23 protein-coding genes are annotated in these 25,849 nt (G+C 63.5%); 5 read left to right on the top strand and 18 right to left on the bottom strand.

Going from position 1 to position 25,849, the window contains the following annotated elements:
- Positions 1-11: 11 nt before the first annotated feature.
- From THI_RS00945 to THI_RS00915, 7 genes are all read right to left on the bottom strand, one after another.
- On the bottom strand, positions 12-902 hold the full coding sequence (locus tag THI_RS00945) for an ABC transporter permease (RefSeq protein WP_013104346.1): 891 nt from the start codon (positions 900-902) through the stop codon (positions 12-14).
- Positions 899-1,828, bottom strand: a complete 930-nt coding sequence (locus THI_RS00940) for an ABC transporter permease subunit (protein WP_013104345.1) — start codon at positions 1,826-1,828, stop codon at positions 899-901. The genes THI_RS00945 and THI_RS00940 overlap by 4 nt, the downstream gene beginning before the upstream one ends.
- A gap of 19 nt (positions 1,829-1,847) precedes the next feature.
- A complete protein-coding gene (locus THI_RS00935) occupies positions 1,848-2,948 on the bottom strand; it encodes an ABC transporter ATP-binding protein (protein ID WP_013104344.1) in 1,101 nt (366 codons plus the stop codon).
- Between the two features lie 96 nt (positions 2,949-3,044).
- Positions 3,045-4,178 carry an extracellular solute-binding protein gene (locus THI_RS00930; protein WP_013104343.1) on the bottom strand — a complete coding sequence of 378 codons (1,134 nt, stop codon included), beginning with the start codon at positions 4,176-4,178 and terminating at the stop codon, positions 3,045-3,047.
- A gap of 112 nt (positions 4,179-4,290) precedes the next feature.
- Entirely contained in the window at positions 4,291-5,691 is a 1,401-nt protein-coding gene (locus THI_RS00925) for an aspartate aminotransferase family protein (protein ID WP_013104342.1), read from the bottom strand.
- Positions 5,692-5,738: 47 nt separating this feature from the next.
- Complete coding sequence (locus THI_RS00920; protein WP_013104341.1) at positions 5,739-7,118, bottom strand: glutamine synthetase family protein; 1,380 nt, start codon at positions 7,116-7,118, stop codon at positions 5,739-5,741.
- Between the two features lie 81 nt (positions 7,119-7,199).
- Positions 7,200-8,000: a gamma-glutamyl-gamma-aminobutyrate hydrolase family protein gene (locus THI_RS00915; RefSeq protein ID WP_231836292.1), complete on the bottom strand. Its 801-nt coding sequence runs from the start codon at positions 7,998-8,000 to the stop codon at positions 7,200-7,202.
- Between the two features lie 297 nt (positions 8,001-8,297).
- Between THI_RS00915 and pdxR the strand changes: the two genes are divergently transcribed.
- Positions 8,298-9,818 (top strand): MocR-like pyridoxine biosynthesis transcription factor PdxR, encoded by a 1,521-nt coding sequence (gene pdxR, locus THI_RS00910; protein WP_013104339.1) that lies wholly within the window; start codon positions 8,298-8,300, stop codon positions 9,816-9,818.
- An 8-nt stretch (positions 9,819-9,826) separates the two neighbouring features.
- Here the strand turns inward: pdxR and THI_RS00905 are convergent, their stop codons facing one another.
- The 7 genes from THI_RS00905 to speB all read right to left on the bottom strand — a co-directional run bounded on the left by THI_RS00905 (position 9,827) and on the right by speB (position 17,076).
- Positions 9,827-10,537 carry an ABC transporter ATP-binding protein gene (locus THI_RS00905; RefSeq protein ID WP_013104338.1) on the bottom strand — a complete coding sequence of 237 codons (711 nt, stop codon included), beginning with the start codon at positions 10,535-10,537 and terminating at the stop codon, positions 9,827-9,829.
- A gap of 42 nt (positions 10,538-10,579) precedes the next feature.
- Positions 10,580-11,329, bottom strand: a complete 750-nt coding sequence (locus THI_RS00900) for an ABC transporter ATP-binding protein (protein ID WP_013104337.1) — start codon at positions 11,327-11,329, stop codon at positions 10,580-10,582.
- Entirely contained in the window at positions 11,326-12,321 is a 996-nt protein-coding gene (locus THI_RS00895; RefSeq protein ID WP_013104336.1) for a branched-chain amino acid ABC transporter permease, read from the bottom strand. Before THI_RS00895 ends, THI_RS00900 begins: the two co-directional genes overlap by 4 nt.
- On the bottom strand, positions 12,318-13,187 hold the full coding sequence (locus tag THI_RS00890) for a branched-chain amino acid ABC transporter permease (RefSeq protein ID WP_013104335.1): 870 nt from the start codon (positions 13,185-13,187) through the stop codon (positions 12,318-12,320). The genes THI_RS00895 and THI_RS00890 overlap by 4 nt, the downstream gene beginning before the upstream one ends.
- Positions 13,188-13,265: 78 nt before the next feature.
- On the bottom strand, positions 13,266-14,528 hold the full coding sequence (locus THI_RS00885; protein WP_013104334.1) for an ABC transporter substrate-binding protein: 1,263 nt from the start codon (positions 14,526-14,528) through the stop codon (positions 13,266-13,268).
- A gap of 262 nt (positions 14,529-14,790) precedes the next feature.
- A complete protein-coding gene (locus THI_RS00880) occupies positions 14,791-16,104 on the bottom strand; it encodes an NAD(P)/FAD-dependent oxidoreductase (protein WP_013104333.1) in 1,314 nt (437 codons plus the stop codon).
- Positions 16,105-16,122: 18 nt separating this feature from the next.
- Positions 16,123-17,076, bottom strand: a complete 954-nt coding sequence (gene speB / locus THI_RS00875; protein WP_013104332.1) for an agmatinase — start codon at positions 17,074-17,076, stop codon at positions 16,123-16,125.
- A 208-nt stretch (positions 17,077-17,284) separates the two neighbouring features.
- On the opposite strand from speB, the gene THI_RS00870 reads away from it, so the two are divergent.
- The 4 genes from THI_RS00870 (at position 17,285) to THI_RS00855 (ending at position 20,582) form a co-directional block, all read left to right on the top strand.
- Positions 17,285-18,649 carry an aspartate aminotransferase family protein gene (locus THI_RS00870; protein WP_013104331.1) on the top strand — a complete coding sequence of 455 codons (1,365 nt, stop codon included), beginning with the start codon at positions 17,285-17,287 and terminating at the stop codon, positions 18,647-18,649.
- Between the two features lie 77 nt (positions 18,650-18,726).
- A complete protein-coding gene (locus THI_RS00865; protein WP_013104330.1) occupies positions 18,727-19,776 on the top strand; it encodes a hypothetical protein in 1,050 nt (349 codons plus the stop codon).
- 33 nt (positions 19,777-19,809) lie between these two features.
- Positions 19,810-20,229 (top strand): hypothetical protein, encoded by a 420-nt coding sequence (locus THI_RS00860; RefSeq protein WP_013104329.1) that lies wholly within the window; start codon positions 19,810-19,812, stop codon positions 20,227-20,229.
- Positions 20,226-20,582 carry a transcriptional regulator gene (locus tag THI_RS00855; RefSeq protein ID WP_013104328.1) on the top strand — a complete coding sequence of 119 codons (357 nt, stop codon included), beginning with the start codon at positions 20,226-20,228 and terminating at the stop codon, positions 20,580-20,582. Before THI_RS00860 ends, THI_RS00855 begins: the two co-directional genes overlap by 4 nt.
- Before the next feature lie 58 nt (positions 20,583-20,640).
- Here THI_RS00855 and THI_RS00850 read toward each other — a convergent pair whose 3' ends face one another.
- The 4 genes from THI_RS00850 to mrdA all read right to left on the bottom strand — a co-directional run bounded on the left by THI_RS00850 (position 20,641) and on the right by mrdA (position 25,799).
- Positions 20,641-21,159, bottom strand: coding sequence for a DsrE family protein (locus THI_RS00850; RefSeq protein ID WP_013104327.1), 519 nt, complete (start codon positions 21,157-21,159; stop codon positions 20,641-20,643).
- 166 nt (positions 21,160-21,325) lie between these two features.
- On the bottom strand, positions 21,326-22,321 hold the full coding sequence (locus tag THI_RS00845; RefSeq protein WP_013104326.1) for a sulfurtransferase: 996 nt from the start codon (positions 22,319-22,321) through the stop codon (positions 21,326-21,328).
- 134 nt (positions 22,322-22,455) lie between these two features.
- Positions 22,456-23,574 carry a rod shape-determining protein RodA gene (gene rodA, locus THI_RS00840; protein WP_013104325.1) on the bottom strand — a complete coding sequence of 373 codons (1,119 nt, stop codon included), beginning with the start codon at positions 23,572-23,574 and terminating at the stop codon, positions 22,456-22,458.
- Positions 23,571-25,799 (bottom strand): penicillin-binding protein 2, encoded by a 2,229-nt coding sequence (gene mrdA, locus THI_RS00835; protein WP_013104324.1) that lies wholly within the window; start codon positions 25,797-25,799, stop codon positions 23,571-23,573. The genes rodA and mrdA overlap by 4 nt, the downstream gene beginning before the upstream one ends.
- Between the last annotated feature and the right edge of the window lie 50 nt (positions 25,800-25,849).

Raw genomic sequence — 25,849 nt, 5'->3', positions numbered from 1 at the left:
CTGGCGACGGCTCATCGCCCCTCGGCGGTCATGAATCCGACGCCGAATTCCTTTGTTTGCTGCGGCTCGGCATCCATCCGCAAGGCCTGCGCGGCCTGTTTTGCGCGCAGACGCTCACGTCGCGCCATGAGCAGGCTACTCACCGCCACGGCAATGATGACCAGATAGACGGTGATCGCCCCGACCACATTGATGGTCGGGCTCAGACCGAGACGGGCGCGCGAGAAGATCACCACCGGCAAGGTGGTGCTGCCGGGGCCGGAGAGGAAGGCGGAGATCACCACTTCATCGAGCGACAGCGAGAACGCCAGCAGCCAGGCCGACACCAGGGCCTGCGAAATGGACGGCAGGGTGACCAGCATGAACACCTGGAAAGGGCGCGCGCCCAGATCCATGGCGGCTTCCTCGATCGACCGATCCATTTCCTTCAGACGCGACTGGATGACCACCGCGGCATAGGAAATGGCCATGACGGTATGGCCGATGAAGATGGTGAAAAACCCCTTCTGCGGAAACCCCATGGCCTTCTGCACTGTCACGAAAAACAACAGCAGCGCCAGCGCAATGACCACGGTGGGCATGACCAGCGGGATGTTGATCATGAAGTTGAGCAGGCTCTTGCCCGCGAAGTGGCGATAGCGCACCAGGGCAAATGCCGCCAATGTGCCCAGCAGCACCGAAGTAGTGGCCGTCGCCAGCGCCACCTTGAGCGACAGAATCAAGCCGCTGATGACTTCATGGTCATGCACCACCGCGCCGTACCACTTGAGCGTCCAGCCGCCCCAAATGGTGACCATGCGCGAATCGTTGAACGAATACACCACCAGCACCACGATGGGCAGGTATAGGAACAGATAGACCAGGATCATCCAGGTCAGGGGCAGCACGGCGGTCTTTTTCATCGCATGCCCTCCAGGCTCTTGGTCTGGTACTTGTTGAACACCGCAATCGGCAGCAGGATGAGCACGATCATCACAATGGCCATTGCGGAGGCGCGCTGCCAGTCGAGGTTGAGGAAGAACTCATTCCACATCACCCGGCCGATGTTGAGCGTGGACGGGCCCGCGAGCAGCTCGGGAATGACGTATTCGCCCACCGCCGGAATGAACACCAGCAGGCTGCCGGCGATGATGCCCGACTTGGACAGCGGCACGGTGACCAGCCAGAAGGTCTTCAGCGGCGTGGAGCCCAGATCCGCCGCCGCCTCGACCAGCCGGTGATCCATTTTCACCAGCGTGGCGTAGAGCGGCAGAATCATGAAGGGGATGTAGCCATACACCATGCCCACCATGAACGAAAACTCGGTGAACATCATGCGCAGCGGGGTGTGGATGATGCCTGCCCACATCAGGAACTGGTTGACCAGGCCGTTGACGTCGAGCAGGTTCTTCCAGGCATAGATGCGGATGAGAAACGAGGTCCAGAACGGCAGCATGACCAGCATCAGCAGGGCGGGCCGTACCGTGGGCTTGGCCCGGGCGATGAAGTAGGAAAAGGGATAGCCGATCACCAGACACAGCACTGTGGTCATCAAGGCGTACCACAGCGATGACAGATAGGTGATGATGTAGAGGCTGTCGCGCACCAGCGCCAGGTAAGGCGAGAAGTGGATGTTGACCTGCAGCGCATCGTTCACATAGGTGACGAGCGGGTCGAAGCCTATGCCCAGCGCGTCGGTTTCCGACACGCTGATCTTGAGCAGGATAAAGAACGGCGCGAGCAGAAAGGCCAGCAGCCAGATCTGCGGAATGCCGATCACGATCTTGCGGCCCCAGTTGAAGGGCTTGCGCACTTTGCGCGGGGTGGAGGTGTCGCTGTTTGTTGGCATGATGCGTTGGCGCTGTGCCTCAGTCCACGATGACCACAGGCGCGTTATCCGCCCAATGCGCGGTAACCGCGGCCCCCACATCAAACGGATCGGCATGGCGATCGGCGTTGGACACGGTGACGCGAACGCGCCGCTTGCTCGGCAGCAGCAGCTCGTAGGCGGTGTAACTACCCATGTACGAGCGCCCGGACACCGTGCCCTGAAAGGCGTTGTTCGGGTGACTCTGGTGCCCCTCGGTCAGAGTCATTTTTTCCGGACGCAAGGCGATGCCCAGCTCCATGTTGAGCGTGCCGCTGATGCCGTGGCCGATGTAGAACAACGCATCATCGGTCTGCACTTCGCAATGGTCGGGCTCGTCGGTCACCAGCCTGCCGTCGAACATATTGACGTTGCCGATGAAATCGGCAATGAAGCGGGTTTGCGGGTGTTCGTAAATCTCGATGGGGGTGCCGAGTTGAAGAAACTCGCCATCCTTCATCACCGCGATGCGGTCGGCCATGGTCATGGCCTCTTCCTGGTCGTGCGTGACCATCACGCAGGTCACGCCGACCTTGCGCAGAATGTTGACGAGTTCGAGCTGGGTGCGTTCGCGCAACTTTTTGTCGAGTGCGGCCAGCGGCTCGTCGAGCAAAAGCAGCTTGGGGCGTTTGGCCAGGCTGCGCGCCAAAGCCACGCGCTGTTGCTGGCCACCGGAGAGCTGATGCGGCTTGCGCTTGCCGTAGGGCTTGAGCTGCACCAGGTCGAGCATCTGCTCCACGCGGGTAGCGATGTCCGCCTTGGGCATGCCGTCGCGTTTCAGACCGAAGGCGATGTTGTCGAACACGGTCAAGTGCGGAAACAGCGCGTAAGACTGGAACATCATGTTGATCGGCCGCTCATAGGGGGGCAGATCGGTGATGTCCTCGCCCTCCAGATAGATGTGGCCGGAGGTCGGCGTCTCGAAGCCCCCGAGCATGCGCAGCAAGGTGGACTTGCCGCAGCCACTCGATCCGAGCAGGGCAAAAATTTCGCCCTGCTGGATGTCGAGATGAATGTCATTGACCGCGACGACCTCATCGAAGCGACGGGTGATGCCGTCGATGCGCAGGAAGGGTTTTGCACTCGGGGAAGGGGGCGTCACAACGCGAACTCCATCATCGGTCGAACAAGGTTGAGGTGTGGGGTGTTGCCGCGCCCCTTCCGACAAAAAACGCAGAGCGCGGCAACAGGGGTCAGATCACAGGCCGGTCTTGAACTTGGTGTACAGACGGGTCACGAGACGACGCTGCTCCGGGGTGTAAACCTTGGGCGGAATCAGCTTGGCCACCATATCGGGCTTGAGGAACACGAAGTCGTTGTCCTTGATCTTGGCATCGACATAGGGCAGCGACGACGGCACCGGGTTGGCGTAGGTCACCGTGTTGGTGTCGGCCGCGGCCACCTTGGGCTCGAGCACGTAGTTCATCCACTTGTAGGCGTTGTCGAGGTTTTTGGCATCGGCGGGAATGGCCATGGTGTCGATGAAGATCACGGCGCCATGCGTGGGCGGGAACACTTCGATGTCCTGCTTGTTTTTTGCCGCCTTGGCGCGCGCCGCGGCAATGCCCATGTCACCCGACCAACCCAGCGACATGCAGATAGAGCCGCCAGCCAGGTCGTTGATGTAGCCCGAGGACGAGAAGATGCTCACGTCCTTGCGCACCTTCTGCACCATGGCGTAGGCCTTCTCGAAGTCGGCCGGGCTCTGGGTGTCTTGCGGAATGCCGAGATAGTTGAACGCAGCCTCCATGATGTCGCCGCCCGAGTCGAGCATGGAGATGCCGCAGGACTTGATCTTGTCAGCGTAGGTCGGATCAAAAATCAAGGACCAGGGATTGGCCGGCATGGGGGTGTTGCCCAGCGCCTTTTTCACTTGGTTGACGTTGATGCCTACCGTGGTGTAGCCCCACATCCAGGGAATGAGGTATTTGTTGCCGGGGTCAACCGCGGCGAGCTGCTTCATCAGGCCCGGATCGAGGTTTTTGTAGTTGGGGATCTTGGCTTTGTCCAGCGGATGCAGCAGGCCGCCCTTGATGTCGATGGCCGCCCAGTTCGACGACGGCACCACGATGTCGTAGCCGGTATCGCCCGCCACCATTTTGGCGAACAGGGTTTCGTTGGAGTCGAAGGTGTCGTAGCGCACCTTGATGCCGGTGTCCTTCTCGAAACCCGGCACCGTGGTCGGGGCGATGTAGTCGGACCAGTTGTAGATATTGAGCACGCCGGCGGCTTGCGCCGGGGCGGCAGCGCCGAGGGTTAGCGCCGCGGCGCCCGCCAGGCATGCCGCCAGCAGCTTGCGACGGACTGACTTCGTATGCAGTTTTTGTGACATGAAAAACCTCTCAAGTGTGTGTGAAGCCAATTGAAAACAACAGGTGCAGCAGGGTGAGGCTTTGCAATTCCCGTACCAGTATGCCGTGACCGACCGAAACGGAAATGGCGATTTATACCAAGCCCTGCGCACGCAGACCAGCCAGCGTGTCGTCCAGGCTACGGCGAATGCGCCGGATCATCTCGTCGATTTCGGCATGCGTCATCACCAGCGGCGGGGCGATGATCATGCGTTCTTCCACGGCACGCATCACCACGCCGTTCTTGAAGCAGTGGTCGCGGCAGAGGTAGCCCACGCCCAGATCGGCGTCGAACAATGTACGGCTGGCGTTGTCCTTGTAGAGCACCAGCCCAGCCACCATGCCGAGCGAATCGACATCGCCCACCAGGGGATGATCGGCCAGGGTGGCGAATTGCGCCTTCAGGTAAGGCGCGGTGTCTGTGGCCACGCGCTCGACCACGCCCTCGTTGCGTAGCGCGCTGACGTTGGCGATGGCGACGGCGCAGCAGGTCGGGTGGCCGGAGTAGGTGAAGCCGTGATTGAAATCGCCGCCCTGCTCGATCAGCACCTTGGCCACACGGTCGCCCACCAGCACCCCGCCCAGCGGCAGGTAGCCCGAAGTCACGCCCTTGGCGAAGGTGATGAGGTCGGGTTTGGAGTTGATGTGCGGGTGCTGGCAGCCGAACCAGTGCCCCAGGCGACCGAAGCCGCAGATGACTTCATCGGAGATCAGCAACAGGCCGTACTTGTCGCAGATGCGCTGAATCTCGGGCCAATAGCTGGCCGGAGGAATGATGACCCCGCCCGCGCCCTGCACCGGCTCGCCGATGAAGGCGGCCACCTTGTCGGCGCCCACTTCGAGAATCTTGGCCTCCAGCCAACTTGCGGCGCGCAAGCCGAAGTCGTGCGCGCTCTCGCCCGGCTTGCCGTGCTGCAACTGGTAGGGCTGGTCGATGTGGGTGATGCCCGGCAGTGGCAGGTCGCCCTGTTCGTGCATGCCGCTCATGCCGCCCAGCGAGGCGCCGCCCAGCGTGCTGCCGTGATAGGCGTTGTGGCGGCTGATGATCGTCTTGCGCTGCGGCTGGCCCATCAGATCCCAATAACGGCGCACCAGGCGGATGATGGTGTCGTTGCCTTCGGAGCCGGAGTTGGTGAAGAACACATGGTTGAAACCGGGCGGCGCCACCTGCGGCAGCAGCGCCGCAAGCTCGGTTGCCGGGGCCGTGGTGGTCTTGAAAAAGGCGTTGTAGAACGGCAGGGTTTGCATCTGGTGGGTGGCGGCGTCCACCAGATCCTGCCGCCCGTAGCCGAGGTTGACGCACCACAGGCCGGACATACCGTCGATGATTTCGTTGCCCTCCGAGTCCCAGATGCGCACGCCCTCGCCGCGCACGATGACGCGGCTGCCCGCGGCGTTCAGGCTCTTGGTGTCGGTGAAGGGATGCAGGTGATGCGCGGCGTCCTTGGCGCGCAGCGCGGCGGTGTCGAACTGGGGCAGATCATTGGGTTTCATGGGAGTCTCCGTTTCAGGACGATGTTTTGTTGAGGGCGCGGCACCGTTCAGACGTGCAACAGCAGGTGCTCGCGCTCCCAGGGGCTGATGACCTTCATGAACTCGGCGTACTCGCTCATCTTCACCGCCTTGTAGATGCCGCAAAAGCGTTTGCCCAGAATGGCCTCGAGCTCGGGCACATCGTCGAGCGCACGCACCGATTCGGACAGGCTTTGCGGCAGCGGAATGGCGTTGGGCGCCGCGTAGGCATTGGTCTTCATTTCGGGCAGCGGGCTGATTTTGTTGACCATGCCCAGATAGCCGCAGGCCAGGCTGGCGGCCAGCGCAACGTAAGGGTTGGCGTCGGCGCCGATCACACGGTTTTCCATGCGGCGGTTTTCGGCATTGGAGAACGGCACGCGGATGCCCACGGTGCGGTTGTCCGCGCCCCATTCCACATTGGTCGGCGCCGCGGTATTGGCGACCAGACGGCGATACGAGTTCACATACGGGGCGAACAGCGCCATGACGTGCGGAATGTATTTCTGCAAACCGCCGATGTAGTGCAGGAACAGCTCGGACTCGCTGCCGTCGGCGTTGCTGAAAATGTTCTGGCCCGTTTTGCGATCGACGATGCTCTGGTGCACATGCATGGCGCTGCCGGGTTCGCCCGCCATGGGCTTGGCCATGAAAGTGGCGAACATATTGTGGCGCAGCGCCGCTTCGCGCAGGGTGCGTTTGAAGAAGAACACCTTGTCGGCCAGATCGAGCGGATCGCCATGCAGGAAGTTGATTTCCATCTGCCCGGCGCCGACTTCGTGAATCAGCGTGTCCACGTCGAGGTCCATCGCCTCGCAGTAGTCGTAGATGTCTTCGAACAGCGGATCGAACTCGTTGACCGCGTCGATGCTGTAGTGCTGACGCGAGGTTTCGGCGCGACCCGAACGGCCGATGGGCGGACGCAGCGGCTGGTCGGGATCGTTGTTCTTGGCCACCAGATAGAACTCCAGCTCGGGCGCCACCACCGGGGCCCAGCCCTTGTCGGCGTAGAGCTTGAGCATGTTTTTCAGCACGGTGCGCGGGGCGTAGTCCACCGGCTCGCCATCCTTGAAATAGCAGTCGTGAATGACCTGCGCGGTGGGGTCGGTGGCCCAGGGCACGACGCGCGCGGTGCTCGGATCGGGCACCAGATTCATATCGCGGTCGGTATCGGCGATCAGGGTTTCGAGGCGTTCATCCTCGGGCCAGTTGCCGGTGACGGTGAGGCCGATGATGCTTTCCGGCAGACGCATGCCGCGGTCTTCGGTGAACTTGCTGCGCGGCAGGATCTTGCCGCGCGCCACCCCGGTCAGGTCGGGCACGAGGCATTCGATTTCGGTAATGCGTTGGGCGTTGAGCCAGCCTTCAAGATCGTTGAAGGTCCACTGCTTGCGGTTGTCGCTACTCATGATGTGATTCCAGTTTGCGTTTCAAGGATGGTTCCATCCATCGCCTGCACTTTGAACGCCAAAGGTGCAGGCGCGGTTTGCTCAGGCAGCGCGCGCCAGCGAGTCGTCGCGCTTGCGCGCGGCGAACTGCCGACAGGCGTTGCCGAAAGCGGCATAGATCGCGCGCGACACGGGGTTTTGCGCGGCCTGCCATTCGGGATGCCACTGCACCGCCAGCACAAAGCCAGCGTCGGTGCGGTGAGCGGGTTGATAGGTGTACGCCTCGACCAAGCCGTCGGGCGCATGCGCCTGCGCCAGCAGATCGGGGGCGAGGGTCTGGATGCCTTGGCCATGCAGGCTGTTGACCTCCCAGGAATCCGCGCCGACGATGCTGGCGAGCATGCCGCCGGGTACAGCCTGCAAGCGGTGCGCGGGGCCGTACTGCCCGGCGACATCCAGCGTGTCGTCTTCACGATGATCATCAAAGCCTGCGGTGTTGTGCACCTCCTGCAACAGGCTGCCGCCGAGCGCGACATTGATTTCCTGAAACCCGCGGCAGATACCGAGCACCGGAATGCCACGCGCAAGGGCGGCGCGGATCAGCGGCAGGGTCGTGGCGTCGCGCGCCGGGTCGGCGGGCGACTCAGGGTTGCTCAGCGCCTGGCCATAGTGGTGCGGCTCGATATTCGACGGCGAGCCGGTGAACACCAGCCCGTCCACATCCCCCAGCACCGCATCCAGCGGCAACTCGGCGCCCATTGAAGGCAGCAGCCAAGGCAACACGCCCGACAGCGGCAGCAGCGGGTCAACATATTTTTGCGTCACCGCATACGTGGGGTGCCCGCCGATTGATTTCAGATCGGTGGTGACCGCAACGCGAGGCAAGAAGGTGAGGTTGGACATCATCAAAACCGGATCAAAGACCAAGGAAACAAGGGTAGAAGCACACAGGCATGTTCCCTGTTTTAGTGCATTGCAACAAGAGGCAGAGCCTGAGGCAGCCGCTCAGTTTTCGCCCTGATTTGGTGCAATGCAATAAGGCCGGGCACCATTCTGAATGGGCCAAAAAAACAAAAAATACTAGGGTTTTCCATGACTTAGCACGATTCGATAGTCTCAATTTACCTGCCAACTGGTACTCTCGGAAGTGCCACTCCCTGCTTTTGTCATGGAGCCAGTTTTTATCTGCCGCGCCTACCCATGCGACCCCTTGCCCTCTCCGAACTCCTGCTCACCGAGCTTCAGCGCGCCGAAGGCGACGCGGCGGTAGCCCCGCCGCTCAACCGGCGCCTGTATCTCTCGCTACGCGGCGCCATTCTGGCGGGTCGCATCACCGCCGGGGTACAACTGCCGTCCACCCGCGATCTGGCGCGCGACCTGAATCTCTCGCGCAATACGGTCATGTCGGCCATCAACCAGCTCACGGCGGAAGGCTACCTCACCGCGCGCCAGGGCAGCGGCACTTTCGTTTCCGAGACCCTGCCGGAACTCGGCCCGCTCAGTCCGGCGGTACGCGGGCGCAAGCTGGCGCAGGCCGCCAGTGCGAACAGCGGCTCGCCGCGCGAACTCTCGCTGCGCGGCAATCTGCTCACCGCGCAGTCGGGATCGGCGGACTTTGAGGTGCAGCCCTTCGCGCCCGGCGAGATCGAGTTTGCCGAATTCCCCATTCAGCTCTGGCAAAAACTGCAGGCCAAGTATTGGCGCAGCCTCGACCGCGACCTGCTCGATTACGGCCAGGAAGGCGGCTATATGCCGCTGCGCGTGGCGATTGCGCAGTACCTCAGCCTGTCGCGCTCGGTGCGGGTGACGCCCGAGCAGGTGCTCATCACCTCGGGCACGCAGCAATCGCTCGATCTGGCCGCGCGCCTGCTCACTGATCACGGCGACGAGGCCTGGGTGGAAGACCCCTGCTACTGGGGCGCGCGCCGGGCGTTGCAGGCCGCCGGGCTCAAGCTCAAGCCGATCGCGGTGGACTTGGAGGGCATGGCGCCATCGGCGGCCGACTGGCAGCAGGGCAGGCCACGGCTGATCTACGTCACGCCCTCGCATCAATATCCGCTCGGCCATGTGATGAGCCTGCAGCGCCGCCGCGCCCTGCTGCAATTCGCCGCGCAACAGCGCTGCTGGATTTTTGAGGACGATTACGACAGTGAATTCCGCTTCGGCGGCCGCCCCTTCGCCAGCCTGCAGGGGCTGGACGAACATGCGCAGGTGCTCTATTCAGGCACCTTCTCCAAAGTGATGTACCCCGGCATCCGTCTGGGCTATTTGGTCGTGCCGACCGATCTGCTGCCCGCCTTCAACACCGGGCTCTACGATCTATACCGCCCGGGTCAGCTCATGCTGCAGGCGGCGCTGACCGACTTCATCACCGAAGGCCATCTCAACACCCTCATACGTCGTCTACGCGTGGCCTATCAGGCACGGCGCGACGAATTGGCGCGGCGCATTCAGCGCTGCTTGGGCGACCGGGTGCAGATCTCGGGCCAGGAGTCCGGCTTGCACCTCTGTTTGCTGTTCAACACGCCGGGTGTGGACGACGAGGCCATCGCCCGCGCCGCCGATGCGCAGGGCATGACGGTTCGGCCGCTGTCGCGCTATTACCTCGGCGCACCGCAGCGCCGCGGGCTGATTCTCGGCTATGCCTATGTGCCCACCGAGCGCGTACCGCCCTGGGCGCAGAAGTTGTGCATGCTCATCCGCAGCCAGCTTCCCGACTGAAGCCGCAATCAAGCAGCGTGGGCCACGCCCGCCAGTTGCTCCATCCGGGTCTTGTCGTCGCGCAAGGCGGCCGCATCACCCGAAAAGACAATCTCGCCTTCAGAAAGCACGTAGGCGCGATCAGCCAGTTGCAGCGCGAGAAAAGCGTTCTGCTCAACCAGCAGCACGGAAATTCCTTCGTCCTTCATGCGTCCCACCGTGCGCATCACCTCCTGCACGATCACAGGCGCCAAACCCTGCGAAGGTTCATCAAGGATGAGTAACTTGGGGTTGAGCAGCAGCGCGCGCGCAATGGACAGCATCTCCTGCTCGCCGCCTGAAAGGCGCCCGCCTTTGCTGGTTCGGCGTTCGTGCAGGCGTGGAAAGAGTTGGTACACGCCATCGATATTCCAGCGCCCCGGCGTTTCGTGCACCACCAGCAGGTTTTCGTGCACCGTGAGGTGCCCGAAGATCTTGCGTCCCTCGGGCACATAACCCACGCCCAGGCCCGCAATGCGGTGCGGCGAGGCGCCGGTCATGTCCTTGCCGAAGAATTTGATCTTGCCCTGGCGCGGCGGCGTCAGCCCCATGACCGAGCGCATCGTCGTGGTCTTGCCCGCGCCATTGCGGCCCAGCAGCGCGACGAGTTCGCCTTCGCCCACGGTCATCGACACGCCTTTGAGAATATGGCTTTTGTCGTAGTAGGTATGAATGTTGTCGAGTTCGAGAACGGCGGTCATAAGCGGAGAGTCCTGTGGAGATGTCGGCTTGGGTCAGGGCGGTCAGGCCGCTTGACCCAGATAAGCCGCCTGCACCCTTGCGTTGTTGGCAATTTCATCGGCCGTGCCCTCGGCGAGCAGCGTACCGTTGTCGAGCACGGTGATGCGATCGGCGATGCCGAACACGATTTCCATGTCATGCTCCACGAACAGGGTGGCGATGCCCTGGTTTTTGTTCAGATCACGGATCAGCGCGGTCATGTGGTGCGTCTCTTCATCTCCCATCCCGGCGGTGGGCTCGTCGAGCAGCAGCAGCTTGGGACGGCGGGCCAACGCAATGCCCACCTCGACCACCCTTTGGTCGCCGTGCGACATCTCGCCCGTCACCCGATCCGCCTTGCCGCTGATCTTCACCAGATGCATCAACTCATCCACCTGATCGTCGATGCGTTTACGCAGGGCGCGCCCCATCCAGGGACGCAGGTTCACGCCCTGCGCCACCTCAACGGCAATACGCAGGTTTTCATACACCGTGAGCGAGCGGAAGATCTCGGTGATCTGGAAAGTGCGGATGATGCCGCGCTTGACCAGCTCACCAGGGTTGACCGTCTGGATGGGCCTGCCATCAAAGGTGATCTGCCCTTCACTCGGCGGGAAAAACCCGCTGATCAGGTTGAACAGCGTGGTCTTGCCCGCGCCGTTGGGTCCAATGACCGCGCGCAACTCTCCGGGCTGCACCTCGATGGAAATGTCAGTCAGCGCCTTGAGTGCGCCAAAGCGGCGCGAGACGTTGTGCAGCTGCAGCAAGCTCATGATGTCTTCCCCTTGCGCTGCAAAAACCCCATCACACCCAGCGGGAAAAACAGCACCGACAGCACGAAGATCAGGCCGATGACGGACATCCAGTTGTCTGTCACCGAGCTGGCGTAATCCCGCACCAGCACGAAGATGGCCGCCCCGACCAGCGGCCCCCAGAAGTTGCGCATCCCCCCCAGCACCGCGATCACCACCAAGTCGCCTGAAAAGGTGTAGTTCAAAGTGTTGGGCGAGGTGAAGTTGTCGAGCAGGGCGTTGAGTCCACCGGCCAGCGCCACGATCAGGCCAGACAGAGCGAAGGAAATCGCCGCATAGCGCTGTACCGGCAGGCCGAGAAAGGTCAGCCGCTTCTGGTTTTCGCGGATGGCCACAAAGGTGTGCCCCAGCGGAGAGTTCAGCACGATCCACAGCACCAGGGCGCCCAGCGCGAAGCAGGCCACGACGAGGTAATAAAAGCCCAGAGAGCCCATCGTCCAGTCGAACCCAAACAGATGCAGGGTGTGCCGGGAAAAGCCGGTCAGCCCGTCATAGCCCCCGGTCACCGCCTGCCAGCGAATGGCGATGAAATAAAACATCTGTCCGATGGCAATGGTGATCATGGCGAAGTAGATGCCGCGACGACGCACGGCGATGGGCGCGAGCACGGCGGCCACAACGCCCCCCAGCAAAGTACCCCCGAGCAGCGCCAACAGCACGTTGTGCGTCATGTACTTGAGCATCAAGCCGACGCCGTAGCTGCCCAGCCCGAAATAGGCGGCATGCCCGAACGACAGGCCGCCGGTATGCCCGAGCAGCAGATTCAGCCCCATGGCGGCCAGGCCGTAGATCAGCACGCGCGAGGCGATGTCGTTGTAGCCGCCGACATAATGCAGCCAGGCCGGGGCGGTGAGCAGCACCAGCGCCAGAATGCCGGTGCCGAGATGCTGTTTGAGGTTAGATGTTTGCATGGCAGATGGGGGAGGTGGAGCGGTATAGGCAGGCGTACTCATTCGAACAATCCCTCCTGTCCCATGAGCCCGCGCGGTCGCACCACGAGCATCAGCCCCATGATGAGATAAATCACCGCCTCACTCGCGGCGGGAAAGTAGGCCGTAGTGATGCCCGAGGCCACGCCGATGAGCAGACCGCCCAGCAGAGAACCCAGCAAGGAACCCACGCCCCCGACCACGATGGCGACAAAGGCCGGCATGAGCAGGCCGTCTCCCATCGTCGGCTCCAGTCCGAGCTGACCCGCAGCCAGAATGCCCGCCACGCCTGCAAACACGATGCCGATGACAAAGTTCGCGGTGCGCAGCAGGTAAATGTTCACGCCAAGCGCCGATACGGTTTCGAGATCGGCATTGCCGGCGCGAATGCGGATGCCCAGTCGGGTGTAGCGCAGCACGGCGAACAGCACGGCAGTGCCCACCAGGGCAACCGCGACAACAAAGAGGCGGTAGCCGGTGAGAAAGAAGTAGGTCTGACTGAGGGGATGTCCCAGCGACTCCGGGATGGACAGCGGCACCCCGTTGGCGCCCCAGACGGTGCGGATCACGTCCTGCATGATCAGCGCCAGACCGAAGGTGAGCAACAACGAATACAGCGGATCGCGTTTGTACAGGCGGCGAATGAGAAACACCTCGACCACCAGACCCAGCGCCCCGGCGAGCAGCGGCGCCACGGCCAGCGCTCCCCAGAAGCCCAGGCTCGGCTCCAGGGTGTAGGCAAAGTAGGCCGCCAGCGCCATGAACGCGCCCTGGGCGAAATTGATGGTGTTGTTCAGCCCGAGGATGAGCGCCAGACCGAGCGCCAGCAGCGCATAGAACGCTCCGGTGATCAGTCCGTTGAACGTATTGAAAACAAGGACGAGATTCAAGGCAATGCCTCCGCAGCAGCAGATGGACAGGCTGCGGACACGCGCAGTGGCGGGTCCGCAGGCACGCGCAGTGGCGCTTCAGGCGCGCGGAAGCACGCAGCCGGTTTCAGAAGGCGGCAGCGCGATCTTCTCGCCCGGCACGATGCCCGAAACGTCGAACAGGTTCGGATACTTGCCCGTCTGGATCACGTGCCCCGGGAACATGCCCAGCATCAGTTGGTGATCCTGCGGACGGTAGAACACATTGCCAGGCTGAAGCGCGATCTCCGGGGGCAGAACCAGTCCCTCCATCGCCTTGACCACCTTGGCCGTTTCGAGCGACTTGGCCTTTTCCACCGCCAGCCGGATGGCATGCGTGGTGGCAAAACCAAACCATGCGCGCGCCGTCGGGTATTCCCCTTTATTGGCTGCGGCGTAACGCTTGACGAAATCCGCCACATGCGGGGTGTTCGGCTGGTTCCAGTACCACTCCATGGTCCACCAGCCGTAGCGAGCCGCCTCGGGCAATGCCTGCGCCTGCTCCAGCTCGAACAAAGCGCCGCCCACGGCGATGTCTTTGTTGATGCCGAATTGCGCGATCTGCTTCATGCAGTTGACCTGATCGTTACCGGCCAGCAGCAGGCACAGCACGTCGGGCGACTTGGCTTTCACGTCGATCAGATAGGACGAAAAATCGGTCGCCCCCACGGGCACCAGCGCACCGCCCACCACGGAGCCTCCCGCCTTCTTGAGCTGTGTGGTGTAGTCGGCCTGCTCAGACTGGCCAAAGGCGTAGTCAGTGGTCAAGAAGTACCACTTCTTGCCGAATTTCTTGTAGAGCGTCTCGAAGTCACCGGCCGTCAGCATCCAGGTGGTCGAGCAGGTGCGGAAGGTCGTGGTCTTGCACTCCTTGCCGGTCAGGCTGTCGACGTGGCCGCCGGTACAGACGAAGAGCTTGTCGTGGCGATTGGCAAACTGCGACACGGCCAGCGAGGCCGCCGAGTTGACCGTGCCCATGAGGAAGTCCACCTTGTTCTGGCTCAGCAGACGCGAGGCCTTGTCCACCGCAGTGCCGGGATTGCCTGCGCTGTCTTCCACGAAGATCTGCAGAGGACGGCCCATCACGCCACCCGCCTTGTTGATCTCGGCTTCAGCGAATTTGGCGCCCTTGATTTCGCTCTGCCCGAGCGCTGCAAAGGTGCTGGTGATGGGATCAATCAGCCCGATTTTCACCGGCGTCTCACTAGCGCCCCAGCTCGGCACCTGCGTGCCCAGCAAAGCGGCCAAACCCGCCGCGCCGCCCGCCTTGATCAGCGTGCGACGATCCATCTGAACCTGCTCATTCCAGTCTTCCTTGTTCATGCCTGTCTCCTGTGGTGTCAACGAACTGAAATGACGTTTTTTGCGAACTTCGACGACTATAGGGAGGCGCCTGGAAAAGAGATAGAGGAGGAACCGGGATGAATTGAAACCACATGTAACCCGTGTGAGCGCACGTTATAGCGCGGTGAAAAACTTCGCCAAACAACGAGGGTGTACCCGCAGAAATCGCCAGCAGGGCGAAGGTGTTTTGCCTTGAGTTTGGGGAATCAAGCACCGACGCCGCAGAGCGGCTAAGCCTTCCTCAAACCAGATCGCGCAGCCGGTACCAGAGCATGCCCAGCACCAGCGCGGGGGTGCGCAGCAGATCGCCGCCGGGGAAGGGTTTGTGGCGCAGACGGGTGAACAGGTCGAAGCGCTCGGCCTGTCCGGCGATGGCCTCGGCGGCCAGCTGCCCCGCCATGCCGGTGAGCGCCAGACCGTGGCCGGAGAACCCCTGCAGATACAGCACGTCCGGGGCGATGCGACCAAAGTCGGGCGCGCGGTTCATGGTGATGTCGACAAAGCCGCCCCAGGCATGGGTGATCTTCACGTCGCTGAGTTGCGGATACACCGCCAGCATGCTGCGGCGCATGGTGGCCGCCAGATCGCGCGGGGTGGCGGTGGAATAGCTCACCCGGCCGCCGAACAGCAGACGGTCGTCACCGGTGAGACGGTAATAGTCGAGCACGAACTGGGTGTCGCACACGCAGGCGCGGTTGCGCACCAGAGACTTCGCTCGCTGCGCGCCGAGCGCTTCGGTGGCGATGATGTAAGTGCCCACGGGCATGATGCGCCGGGACAGCCGCGGCGCCACATCGCCAAGCTGAACATTGCCCGCAAGCAGCACATGGCGCGCGCGCACGCTGCCCTGCGCAGTTTGCACCTGGGCCTTGCCGCCACCGGCCTGCGCCGCGGGTTTGACGCTGATCACGGGCGATTGCTCGTGCAGCACCACCCCGGCGTTGAGAGCGGCGCGGCCGAGTCCCAAGGTGTAGTTGAGCGGGTGCAGGTGGCCGCCGAAATCGTCGAGCACTGCGGCGCAATAGCGTTTGCTGGCGATGAGGCTGCGGGTCTGCTGCGCGTCGAAGCTCTGCAGATGGGTGTAGCCGTATTCGCGCTGCATATGTTCGGCCCAGGCATGCAGCGCGCGAGCTTTCTTGGGAGTGACCGCTACGCTCATCACCCCGGGCGTCCAGTCGCAGTCGATGGCGTATTGGGCGATGCGTTCGCGCAGCAGGCGAATGGCGTCGAGCGACATTTCCCAGGCAAAGTGCGCGCTCTTGGCGCCGAGCTGGCGCTCGAACGGCTCCATCTCGCTGGCGTAGCCCGCCAGCGCCTGGCCGCCGTTGCGGCCCGAAGCGCCCCAGCCGATGTGTCGCCCTTCGAGCAACACCACCTGCATGCCGCGCTTGCGCAGTTCCAGCGCGGCCGAAAGCCCGGCCAGACCGCCGCCGACGATACACACATCCGCCTGCACCTCGCCCTGCAGGGGCACATGGCGCGGCGCGGCCTGCGCGGAGTCGACGTAGTACGAGTTCTCGATCAGGCGCTGCGCCTGTTGTTCCAGCCGCATCATGCGCGGGATCCTTCCGGGTCAGGGGGAGACAGTTTTTTCAGAAGCGAGCCGCGCGCACAGATAAGTCCAGACGCACAGCGCCGCGATATTGGAGGTGAGTTCGGCGTGGTCGTAGGGCGGCGACACCTCCACGCAGTCCATGCCGACAAAGGGCAGCTGCATGGCGCACAACTCTTCAAGCAGCGACAGCACCTGCGCGCTGCTCAAGCCGCCGGGCTCGGGCGTGCCGGTGCCGGGGGCGAAGGCGGGGTCGAGACAGTCGATGTCGAGCGTGACATACACCGGGGCATTGCTCGCGGCCAATCGGGCGCGGATGTCGGCGGTGATGGGTGCGAGCTGCGACGGGCTCTCCAGGCCGCGCAGTTCGCGCGCGGTGATCACCCGGCCACCGATGGTGTTGACGTACTCGCGCGCGGCGCGCTCGGCGGCCGAGCGGATGCCCACCTGCACAACACCCTGCGGCACCACCAGCCCTTCCTGCACCGCCTCGTAAACCCAGGTGCCGTGCCCCGATGGCTCGCCGAAGTGGTCGGTCCAGGTGTCGCAATGCGCATCGAAATGCAGCACCGCCAGCGGCTGGCCATGCACCGCGCGCAGGGCGCGCAGCAGCGACAGGGTGATGGAATGATCGCCACCCAGCCACACCATGTGCTGACGCGCCAAGAGTGTTCGCGCCTGGGCTTCGAGCGCGGCGCGCATCGTCTCCAGGCTGGTGTTGGGCAGATACAGATCGCCGTGATCGCACAGATCTGCGGTGGGCGAAAGATCGAAAAACGGGTGCGTGGCATCGCACAGCATCTGGCTGGCCTGGCGGATGGCGTTCGGCCCGAATCGGGCGCCGGGGCGGTTGGTCACCGCCCCGTCCCAGGCCACGCCGGCCACGCCGAAGCGGGGCGTCGGCGCATTCTCGGCGCTGGCTGCTGCGCCGAGAAACCGTTGCTGTGACAGATAGGCAAAAGCGTGTTGAACCATGTTTTTCGAATGAGTGAACGGACTGCGAAGTTCAGTCCACGCCAATGAAGCCCTGCAAGCGGTCTGAACCATATCGACATTTTTTCAGGAACGATAGAACCACTTCGCCCACCGCGCGCGGGGCCATTTCGGGGCTTGCCAGACGCTCGCAGGCTTGGCGATACTGCGCGTCGGCCGCTTTCCATCGCGTTTTCCAGCGCCCACCGTCATGAGCCCCACAAGCCTTCCCGCCGACCACGTTGCCCGCTTTCACGCGATCGAGGCCGCCCGCTTCCTGGCCGCGCATCCGCGCTGCGTCGCGCTGCACCAGCAGGCGCAGCGCCACTTTCTGTTCGGCGTGCCCCTGCACTGGATGGCCGATGCACCCTCGCCCGTGCCGCTCTATGTGGACAAGGCGCAGGGCGCCCGATTGTTCGATGTGGACGGCCACGCCATCATCGACTTTTGTCTGGGCGATACCGGCGCTATGTTCGGCCACAGCCCCGCAGCCATCGCCCGCACCCTGGCGGAACACGGCGCGTTTGGTGCCACCACCATGTTGCCGTCCACAGTCGCGCTTGAAGTCGCTGACCTGCTGGAGCAGCGCTTCGGCCTGCCGATGTGGCAGTTCACCGCCACGGCCAGCGACGCCAATCGCTTCGTGCTGCGCTGGGCGCGCGCACTCACCGGGCGCCAGCACATCGTGGTGTTCAACGGCTGCTATCACGGCACGGTCGATGATGTGTTCGTCGATCTCGACGCGCAGGGGGCCGCCCACACCCGTCCCAGCCTGCTGGGTCAGGTCCACGACCTCACCACCACCACCCGCGTGGTCGAGTTCAACGACCTCGACGGCCTGCGGGCCGCGCTGGCCGCTGGCGACGTCGCCTGCGTGCTCACCGAGCCGGTGCTCACCAATATCGGCATGGTCTTGCCCGAGCCCGGTTTTCTCGAAGCCGTGCGCGCGCTCACCCGCGAGCACGACGCATTGCTGGTGATGGACGAGACGCACACCATCTCCTGCGGCCCCGGCGGCTACTGCCGGGCGAACGATCTGCAGCCCGACGTGCTCGTCCTGGGCAAGCCCATCGCCGGGGGTACGCCCGGCGCGGCCTATGGCTTCACAACGCAAGTCGGCGCGCGCATGCAAGCCGTCAAGACCGCATCGCCGCCGGGCCATTCCGGCATCGGCACCACCCTGTCAGCGGGGCTGCTCACCCTGCGACTGATGCGCACCATGCTGGCCGACGTGATGACCGAGGCCGCCTACGCCCAGATGTTCACCATTGCCAACCGTGTGGCCGACGGGCTGGAACGCGTGATCGCGAACCACGGTTTGCGCTGGACGGTGACGCGCATCGGCGCGCGCTGCGAAGTGCAGTTCGCACCGAAACGCCCGCGCAACGGCAGCGAGGCCCGCGCCGCCTTCGACGACGCGCTGGAGCCCGCGCTGCAGCTGGCGCTGCTCAATCGCGGCGTGCTGCTGACCCCCTTCCACAACATGCTGCTGGCCAGCCCGGCGCACACCGAAGCCGATGCAGATGCGCTGATCAACGCCTTTGACGACGCGCTCACAGGCCTGAAAAACGCCTGACTTCGGCGAATCTCCGCTTGACACTCTGTTTCGCAGAGTACTAAGCTCTGCGAAACAGAGTGATTCAGGGAGATCGCATGCCATCCATCGCCTCACAGCAGCTCGACAGCATCCACGCCATGCTGGGCGCCGGGCAGCGTAGTCTGCGCCTGGAGTCTCATAGCCTGATTCTGTGGGGGACGAGCTTTGGCGGTTTGGCCCTGGTCAGCAACCACCTGTTGACCGCCGATCAGATCCCCGACCCCGCAACGCGCGCCATGGCCTGGCTGGGACTGATGTCCCTGCTGCTCGGTGCGGTCAGCCTGCTGGACTGGCAGCTCACACGGCGAGCCAAGCTGGCGCGCGACGAGCTCTGGTCGTTCATCCATCGCCAGGTGCTCAAGGTGTGGTGGCTGCTGCTGTCGGCCGGCGTGCTGGGCACCTTCGCCACCTTTTTCTTTGGCGGCGCCTACCTCGTCTTCCCCCTTTGGCTGGTGCTCGTCGGCCTGGGTCTGTATGTGCACGGCCTGTTTTCGGAGCAGACGGTCGAGTGGGTCGGCGGTCTGCTCATCGCCCTCGGGGTCTGCTCGGTGCTGTTTCGTCTGGATGCACAGTCCTTGCAGTACCTGGCCGCAGCCGCCTTCGGCCTCGGAATGCCGCTGCTCGCCCTGCTGCAGGGCCAAAGGCATGCAACGTCGACACCGTTTTGGCTGCGCAGCGCCAAGCTGCTGCTCTGGCTGGGCGTGGTGCTTGTCCCGCCGCTGATGGCACAGCGTCTGGCCGACGCGCAGCAGCCCGCCGCCGCGCCGCTGCAGACTTTGCAGGAATATGCCCGCAATCCGCTGACGCGGCAGACCCTGCTGCTGCCTGCCGGGCTGTCCATACCGGTGCACGTCGAGGTGTCGGGCGATGCCTTTTCTCCCAGCGCCAGTTCGGTGCTGCCCTTGGTACTCAAACGCCCGGTGGAAGTGCTGGTCGAACACGGTCGGCCGACGGGGCAATGGCGCTACCCCGCAGGTCCGTGGCAGCACGAAGGCTATCCAACGGCCCTGCTCATTCCCTGGATGCGCGCCACGCTGCAACCGGGCATCGGCCCGCAGTTGCAAATCGGGCTGGTGGTGAATATGACCGCACGCGCCCCGTCCTGATCCGCCCTCTTTCAACCCCAACTGGAGTTTTTGATGCGAAACCTGCTCTTGCCTCTACTGCTCGCCAGCGCCTCGCTGGCGGCCTGCAGCAGCCTGCCCCCCGGCCCCGCTCCCACGGCCGCCGAAACGTCCAAGTTGCCCGTGGTCACCATTGGTCAGCCGCTACCCAGCGGCGACGCCTATGTGCTGTACTTCCCCGCCGGGACGCCGCTGCCCATCCGCACCGTGGTGGACGGCAGCGCCTTCACCCGGGGCGCCGAATCCACCCTGCACATCGTGCTCAAGCGCGGCATTTATGGCTACCGGCAATACGCCAGCCTGGACGGCCAGCACTGGATGCCCTGGGACCAGATGCTCAAGACCCAATTCCAGATGCACATCCCCGGCAAGGACGGAAAAGATGCCGCCGTGCTGCACCTCGAGATGGACGCACTGAATCCGCCCGCGCCGTGAGCATCGACGCCCTTGATCCCTTGCTGCACCAGCCGCTGCGCACGCAGATCGCGGCCTATCTGGCTGGTGCGGGACAAGCCACGTTCTCCGACCTCAAGCGCCTGATCGGGGTGTCTGACGGAAACCTCGATGCCCACTTGAAAAAGCTGCTCGCCGCGGACTATGTGCAGGCACACAAGATCACCGACGGACCACGCCCGCAAACCGTCTACTCGCTAACGACTACGGGTCGTGAGGCACTGCTGGCCTATGTGGCCGCGCTGCAGGGCTTGATCGCTTTCGCACAGGTCGAGCCGACCCGCCTGCAAGAGACCGTTAATGCCGCAGCGCAGCCCGCGCAAGGGGTTACTTGAATCGTGCAGATCGGCCCTACAGACCTGCCAAAGCCGCGAAAACAATCAGCCCGTCACGTCAGGGTTTGATGTATTCAAACCCCGCGTGTTCGAGCTGCATGATGCGCAACACCCCGGCGGGCACGATGACCGCTTGCGGCACCAGTACCGGCAGGTGGCCGAGTTTTTTCGCCATGCCTTCCATGGTGTTGTGGCAAGCGTCGAATTCGATGCCTTCATCGTTCAACGAGGAAATGCGCTTGGCCTCCGGGCTGTTCTTGAACAGCATCTTCAGCCCCGGGCCATAGGCCACCACCACTACGCGCGCATTTTCCTGGCCCACGGCGTCGAGAATGTTCTGCGCGTTGTTGAGCACCAGATCCCAGCGGGCGGGTTCATCTTCGCTGACTTGCAACACCACGTCGTATTTGGCGAACGGCAGCTTGTGAATGTAGGTCGGCGCGTCGAACTTGAAGTCGTTCAGCATCGACGGATTGGCCGCCTGTGCCTGCATCAGACCGGCGCCCAGCAGGGCAAAAGCCAGAGTCAGATGGCGCGCAGGGCGCATCAGCTGGCGGTGAAGGGGGGTATGAATCATGTTTGTCTCCTCGGTATGGATTGAATGTTTTTAATGCTTTTTATCACGCGTTGACGACGGTATTTGCATCAGGGTGTATCCCCCGTCACCGGCTGTTGGTCGCCACTTGCCGACGCACTTTGCGCAGGGCCGCCCGGCACGCGGCAAGCCCTACGCAAACGGGCGCTCAGAAACTGACCACGGGCAGGCCGCGCTGCTCCCACTCGTTCATGCCGCCGGGGTATTCGCGCAGACCCTTGCGCCCCATGATGCGGTCGATCACGAACCAGGCGCCAGCCGCGTACTGCCCGGTGTTGCAGTACACGATGCCCGGAGCGACGCGCTGCACGCCGCCACCAGCCAGCACCTTGCGGTAGACGTGCGCAGAGATAAACCGCCAGGAGCCATCATCCGCGTTGCGATAAAACAGCTCGGCGGGCAGGGGAGAGGCGCCGGCCAGTCTTCCGGCAGCCGGCACCACGGGCGTGCGCTCGAGGCCCGCGATCTGAGCCAACGGGCGCGCGTCCAGCAGCAGACCATGCGCACGCTGCGCCGCCTGCACTTCGGCCGTTGTCGCCAGCAGCGCCGGGTTCGGCGCCCGGGCCTTCCACTTGCTGGAACTCATGGGGGCGATGGCGTCGGTATCCACGTCATAACCGGCAGATGTCCAGGCGTGCATGCCGCCATTGAGAATCGCAATCTGCTCCTGCGGCACGCCGAACACCTGCAGCTCCCAGGCGAAGAACGCCGCCTCCTGCAGCGAGGTGGCGTCGTCGCCGGTAGGCACGATCACAATGGGCTTGCCTGGCTCCAGTTGCACGGCCTGCATGGTTTGTTCAAACTCCTTGGCCGTGGGCAACATGAAGTCGATCTTCTTGCCGTCGATCACATGCTTTTGCCGCAGGCCCCAGAAGTTGACCGACAGCGCGTCCGGAATATGCCCACCCACCTCTTCGAGCACCTTATGCCCATTGACCGTGGCGTACTTGGGATCGTTGGTGAGCGAGCCCAGGCTGTCGCGGATATCGACGATCTGCACCTGCTTCGCGTGGTCGTGCAGCCAGGGCGGCGTCACCAGCGCGCCCGGCAGCACAGCCGCCTGCGCGGCGCTCGTCACCGCAGCGAGCGCGAACAGCCACGTTCCTATCCACCCCTTGGGCAAACCCCTTCGAGCGATTTTCATTCGACTCCTCCAGTTGTAATGATGATTGGAGTGCCAATTATTCGCAGAAGCAGCGCAGCAAAAACAGGGATTTCTTTGGCTGACGGATATCGAATTTATGGATGATCCCGCGCGAATCTCTAACTACCGAGTGTTCAACTCTGCACCAACCGCTTGGATTTGGCGATGGAAAACAACATACCGGCGCCGAGCATGAGGGTGATGAGCGCGGTGCCGCCATAGCTGACGAAGGGCAGCGGCACGCCGACCACCGGCAGAATGCCTGACACCATGCCCATGTTGACGAAGGCGTAGATGAAAAAAATCAGCGTGACCGATGCGGCCAGCAGGCGCGAGAACAGCGTGGGGGCGTTGGCGGCGATCATCAGCCCGCGCACGATGAAGAAGGTATAGGCGGCCAGCAGCATGAGATTGCCGGCCAGTCCCCATTCCTCGGCCAGCACCGAGAACACGAAGTCGGTATGCGATTCGGGCACGAAGTTCAGATGCGCCTGGGTGCCGTGCAGATAGCCCTGACCGAACACTCCGCCGGAGCCGATGGCGATCATGCTCTGGATGATGTTGAAACCCTTGCCCAGCGGATCGCTCTGCGGGTCGAGCAGCATCATCAGCCGCTGCCGTTGATAGTCGTGCATGAAGTGCCACATCACCGGCGCGCTGGCGGCGGCGAGCGCAAACAGCAAGGCGATGACCCGCCACGACAGCCCGGCGAAGAAGATGACGAAGGCACCGGTGAGCAGCACCAGCAGCGCGGTGCCGAGGTCGGGCTGCTTGGCGATGAGCGCCACCGGCAGCAGCAACAAGGCCGTGGCGATGAAAAAATCCTTCACCCGGATCTGGCCCTCGCGCTTCTGGAAATACCACGCCAGCATCAGCGGCACGGCGATTTTCATCACCTCGGACGGCTGCACCACGGTGACGCCCAGATCGAGCCAGCGGCGCGCGCCCTTGCGCACCAGCCCGAACAGGGCCGTGGCGATGAGCAGCGCCACGCCAAAGGTGTAGACCGGCACAGCGATCTGCATCAGCCGCTGCGGCGGCACCTGCGCCGCGACGAACAGCACCAGAAAACCGATAGCCAGATTGCGCAGATGGTCGTCGAACGGCACATGCGCATCTTGCAGGGCGGAGAACAGCACGATGCAACCGATGGCCACCATCCACAACAGCGCCGCGGCCAGCGGCGCATCGAAGCCGGTGAGATAGGGGCGCACTCGCAGCCAGAGCGGTGGACGGCCGAAAGTCGCACTCATAGCCTCACTCCTTCCGATTCATCACTCACATCGGGCCGAGCGCCGAAGCGGGTGAACAGCGGCGCGCGCAGCCCGCCCGTGCAGGCGGTTTGCGGATAGTTGCCCACGGCCTCCGCATCGAAGGCGGTGGGCTGGGCGCGCGCGCTGGACGCAGCCGCCGGTGCAGGTGCGGGCTTCGCCGCAACTCCTGCGGCCCCCATTGCGGCGGCTCCAGAAGCAGTTCCAGAAGCAGCGCCCGCCGGGGCGGATGTCGCCGGAACAGGCGGTGGCTTGGCGCCAGGAATGATCGGCACGCCTTCACGCTCGCCCGCGTAGGCAAACTGCACCGGCTGCGGCTTGGCGCCGCTGATCTTCTCGATTTCCTCGTCGGTGGGGTAGAGGCCCAGCAGGTGATAGTCGAGCGCCTTGCGCGCGATGGGCGCGGCCGCAACCCCGCCAAATCCGGCGTTCTCCACGATCATCGCCAGGGCGATCACCGGGTTGTCGGCCGGGGCGTAAACCACGTACAGCGCATGGTCGCGCAGATGATGGGCGATGTCCTTGGCGTCATAGGTCTGGTTTTGTCCCACGCTGAACACCTGCGCGGTGCCGGTCTTGCCCGCCGTGGTGTAAGGCGCGCCCTTGAAGGCTTCCGCCGCCGTGCCGCCGGTCTGGTTCACCGCCATCATGCCGCCGTGTACCACCTGCCAGTACGCCGGATCGAGGTCGATGCGCTGGGCCACTGGCGCGACCACCGGCGTGAAGCGGCGCGTGCCCATGTCTTCGATCGCACGCACCACGCGCGGCTCGTAGCGCGTGCCCTGATTGGCCAGCGTGGACAGCGCCGTGGCCATCTGCAGCGGGGTGAAGCTGTTGTAGCCCTGGCCGATGCCCAGACTGATGGTGTCGCCGGGATACCAGCGCTGCTGCGCCGGGCTGCGAAAGGCCTTGCGCTTCCACTCGCGCGAAGGCAGCACGCCCTTGGCCTCGCCCTTGAGATCGATGCCGGTGGCCTGACCGAAGCCGAACTGCTGCGTCCACTTGGCCATGCCGTCCACGCCCCAATCGTGCGCGACCATATAGAAATACACGTCGCACGACACCTGTATGGCCTTGTGCATGTCGACGATGCCATGCCCGCCTGGCACGTCATCGCGAAAACGGTGTCCGGCGAACATGAAAAAACCGGGGTCGTGAAAGCTCCACTGCGCGGTGCGGATGCCGTCGGTCAGCGCGCCCGTCGCCAGATAAGGTTTGTAAGTCGAGCCCGGCGGAAAGGTGCCGCGCAACACGCGGTTGAGCAGCGGCCGGTCGGGCGAGGTGTTGAGCGCGTCCCAGTTGACCTGATCGATGCCGTCGACGAACAGATTGGGATCAAAGGTGGGCATGGAGACGAAGCTCAGCACTTCACCGTTGCGCGGATCGATGGCTACGCAAGCCCCGCGCCGCTTGCCGTAGAGGTCTTCGATGAGCTTTTGCAGGCGGATATCGACTCCGAGCACCAAATTCTGTCCGGGCGTGGCCGCCACGGTCTTGATCTTGCGCACCGGCCGCCCCACGGCATTGACCTCGACTTCCTCATAGCCGGTGATGCCGTGCAGCTGCGTCTCGTAAGCCTGCTCCACGCCCAGCTTGCCGATATGGTCGGTGCCGAGGTAGTTGCTGGCGTCGTCACTGTCGTCGATGCGCTGCTGCTCGGCCTGGTTGATGCGGCCGATATAGCCCAGCAGATGGCAGCCCAGCGCGCCCAGCGGATAGTTGCGAAACAGCCTTGCCCGCACATTCACGCCCGGAAAACGAAAGCGCTGCGCCACGAAGCGAGCCACCTCATCATCGCTGAGCTTGTTGAGAATCGGCAGCGACTGAAAGCGCCGCGACTGCCCCAGCAGATTGTTGAAGCGCCGCTCGTCGAAAGGCGTGATGGGCACGATGGCCTTGAGCGCATCGATGGTGTCCTGCAATGTGCCCTTCACCTTCGACGGCGTGATTTCCAGCGTGTAAGCCGCGTAGTTGTTGGCCAGGATGATGCCGTTGCGGTCGAGAATCAGCCCGCGCTGCGGCGGGATCGGCACCAGCGCAATGCGGTTGTCCTGCGCCTGGGTCGAAAACTGCCGATGCCGCACCACCTGCAGCCACACCCAGCGACCGATCAGCAGCGCAAAGCTCAGCACCACCACGGCCGCGGCCAGAATCAGGCGGCGGCGAAAGCGGAACAGCTCGCGTTCGATGTTGCGCAGCTCGGTCATCGCAAAGAGGCGTAAATAAAGATTGAGCCCGTTGCGGGCACAAGGTTCAG

Source organism: Thiomonas arsenitoxydans, from assembly GCF_000253115.1.
In the GTDB taxonomy this organism is placed as follows: domain Bacteria; phylum Pseudomonadota; class Gammaproteobacteria; order Burkholderiales; family Burkholderiaceae_C; genus Thiomonas; species Thiomonas arsenitoxydans.
This window is presented reverse-complemented; position numbering and strand designations above follow the sequence as displayed.

What these genes read in the sequence shown, in the direction of transcription:
- THI_RS00945 (WP_013104346.1), bottom strand. Translation starts at nt 902, where the DNA reads ATGAAAAAGACCGCCGTGCTGCCCCTGACCTGGATGATCCTGGTCTAT.
- THI_RS00940 (WP_013104345.1), bottom strand. Translation starts at nt 1,828, where the DNA reads ATGCCAACAAACAGCGACACCTCCACCCCGCGCAAAGTGCGCAAGCCC.
- THI_RS00930 (WP_013104343.1), bottom strand. Translation starts at nt 4,178, where the DNA reads ATGTCACAAAAACTGCATACGAAGTCAGTCCGTCGCAAGCTGCTGGCG.
- THI_RS00925 (WP_013104342.1), bottom strand. Translation starts at nt 5,691, where the DNA reads ATGAAACCCAATGATCTGCCCCAGTTCGACACCGCCGCGCTGCGCGCC.
- THI_RS00920 (WP_013104341.1), bottom strand. Translation starts at nt 7,118, where the DNA reads ATGAGTAGCGACAACCGCAAGCAGTGGACCTTCAACGATCTTGAAGGC.
- THI_RS00915 (WP_231836292.1), bottom strand. Translation starts at nt 8,000, where the DNA reads ATGTCCAACCTCACCTTCTTGCCTCGCGTTGCGGTCACCACCGATCTG.
- pdxR (WP_013104339.1), top strand. Translation starts at nt 8,298, where the DNA reads ATGCGACCCCTTGCCCTCTCCGAACTCCTGCTCACCGAGCTTCAGCGC.
- THI_RS00905 (WP_013104338.1), bottom strand. Translation starts at nt 10,537, where the DNA reads ATGACCGCCGTTCTCGAACTCGACAACATTCATACCTACTACGACAAA.
- THI_RS00900 (WP_013104337.1), bottom strand. Translation starts at nt 11,329, where the DNA reads ATGAGCTTGCTGCAGCTGCACAACGTCTCGCGCCGCTTTGGCGCACTC.
- THI_RS00895 (WP_013104336.1), bottom strand. Translation starts at nt 12,321, where the DNA reads ATGAGTACGCCTGCCTATACCGCTCCACCTCCCCCATCTGCCATGCAA.
- THI_RS00885 (WP_013104334.1), bottom strand. Translation starts at nt 14,528, where the DNA reads ATGAACAAGGAAGACTGGAATGAGCAGGTTCAGATGGATCGTCGCACG.
- THI_RS00880 (WP_013104333.1), bottom strand. Translation starts at nt 16,104, where the DNA reads ATGATGCGGCTGGAACAACAGGCGCAGCGCCTGATCGAGAACTCGTAC.
- speB (WP_013104332.1), bottom strand. Translation starts at nt 17,076, where the DNA reads ATGGTTCAACACGCTTTTGCCTATCTGTCACAGCAACGGTTTCTCGGC.
- THI_RS00870 (WP_013104331.1), top strand. Translation starts at nt 17,285, where the DNA reads ATGAGCCCCACAAGCCTTCCCGCCGACCACGTTGCCCGCTTTCACGCG.
- THI_RS00865 (WP_013104330.1), top strand. Translation starts at nt 18,727, where the DNA reads ATGCCATCCATCGCCTCACAGCAGCTCGACAGCATCCACGCCATGCTG.
- THI_RS00860 (WP_013104329.1), top strand. Translation starts at nt 19,810, where the DNA reads ATGCGAAACCTGCTCTTGCCTCTACTGCTCGCCAGCGCCTCGCTGGCG.
- THI_RS00850 (WP_013104327.1), bottom strand. Translation starts at nt 21,159, where the DNA reads ATGATTCATACCCCCCTTCACCGCCAGCTGATGCGCCCTGCGCGCCAT.
- THI_RS00845 (WP_013104326.1), bottom strand. Translation starts at nt 22,321, where the DNA reads ATGAAAATCGCTCGAAGGGGTTTGCCCAAGGGGTGGATAGGAACGTGG.
- rodA (WP_013104325.1), bottom strand. Translation starts at nt 23,574, where the DNA reads ATGAGTGCGACTTTCGGCCGTCCACCGCTCTGGCTGCGAGTGCGCCCC.
- mrdA (WP_013104324.1), bottom strand. Translation starts at nt 25,799, where the DNA reads ATGACCGAGCTGCGCAACATCGAACGCGAGCTGTTCCGCTTTCGCCGC.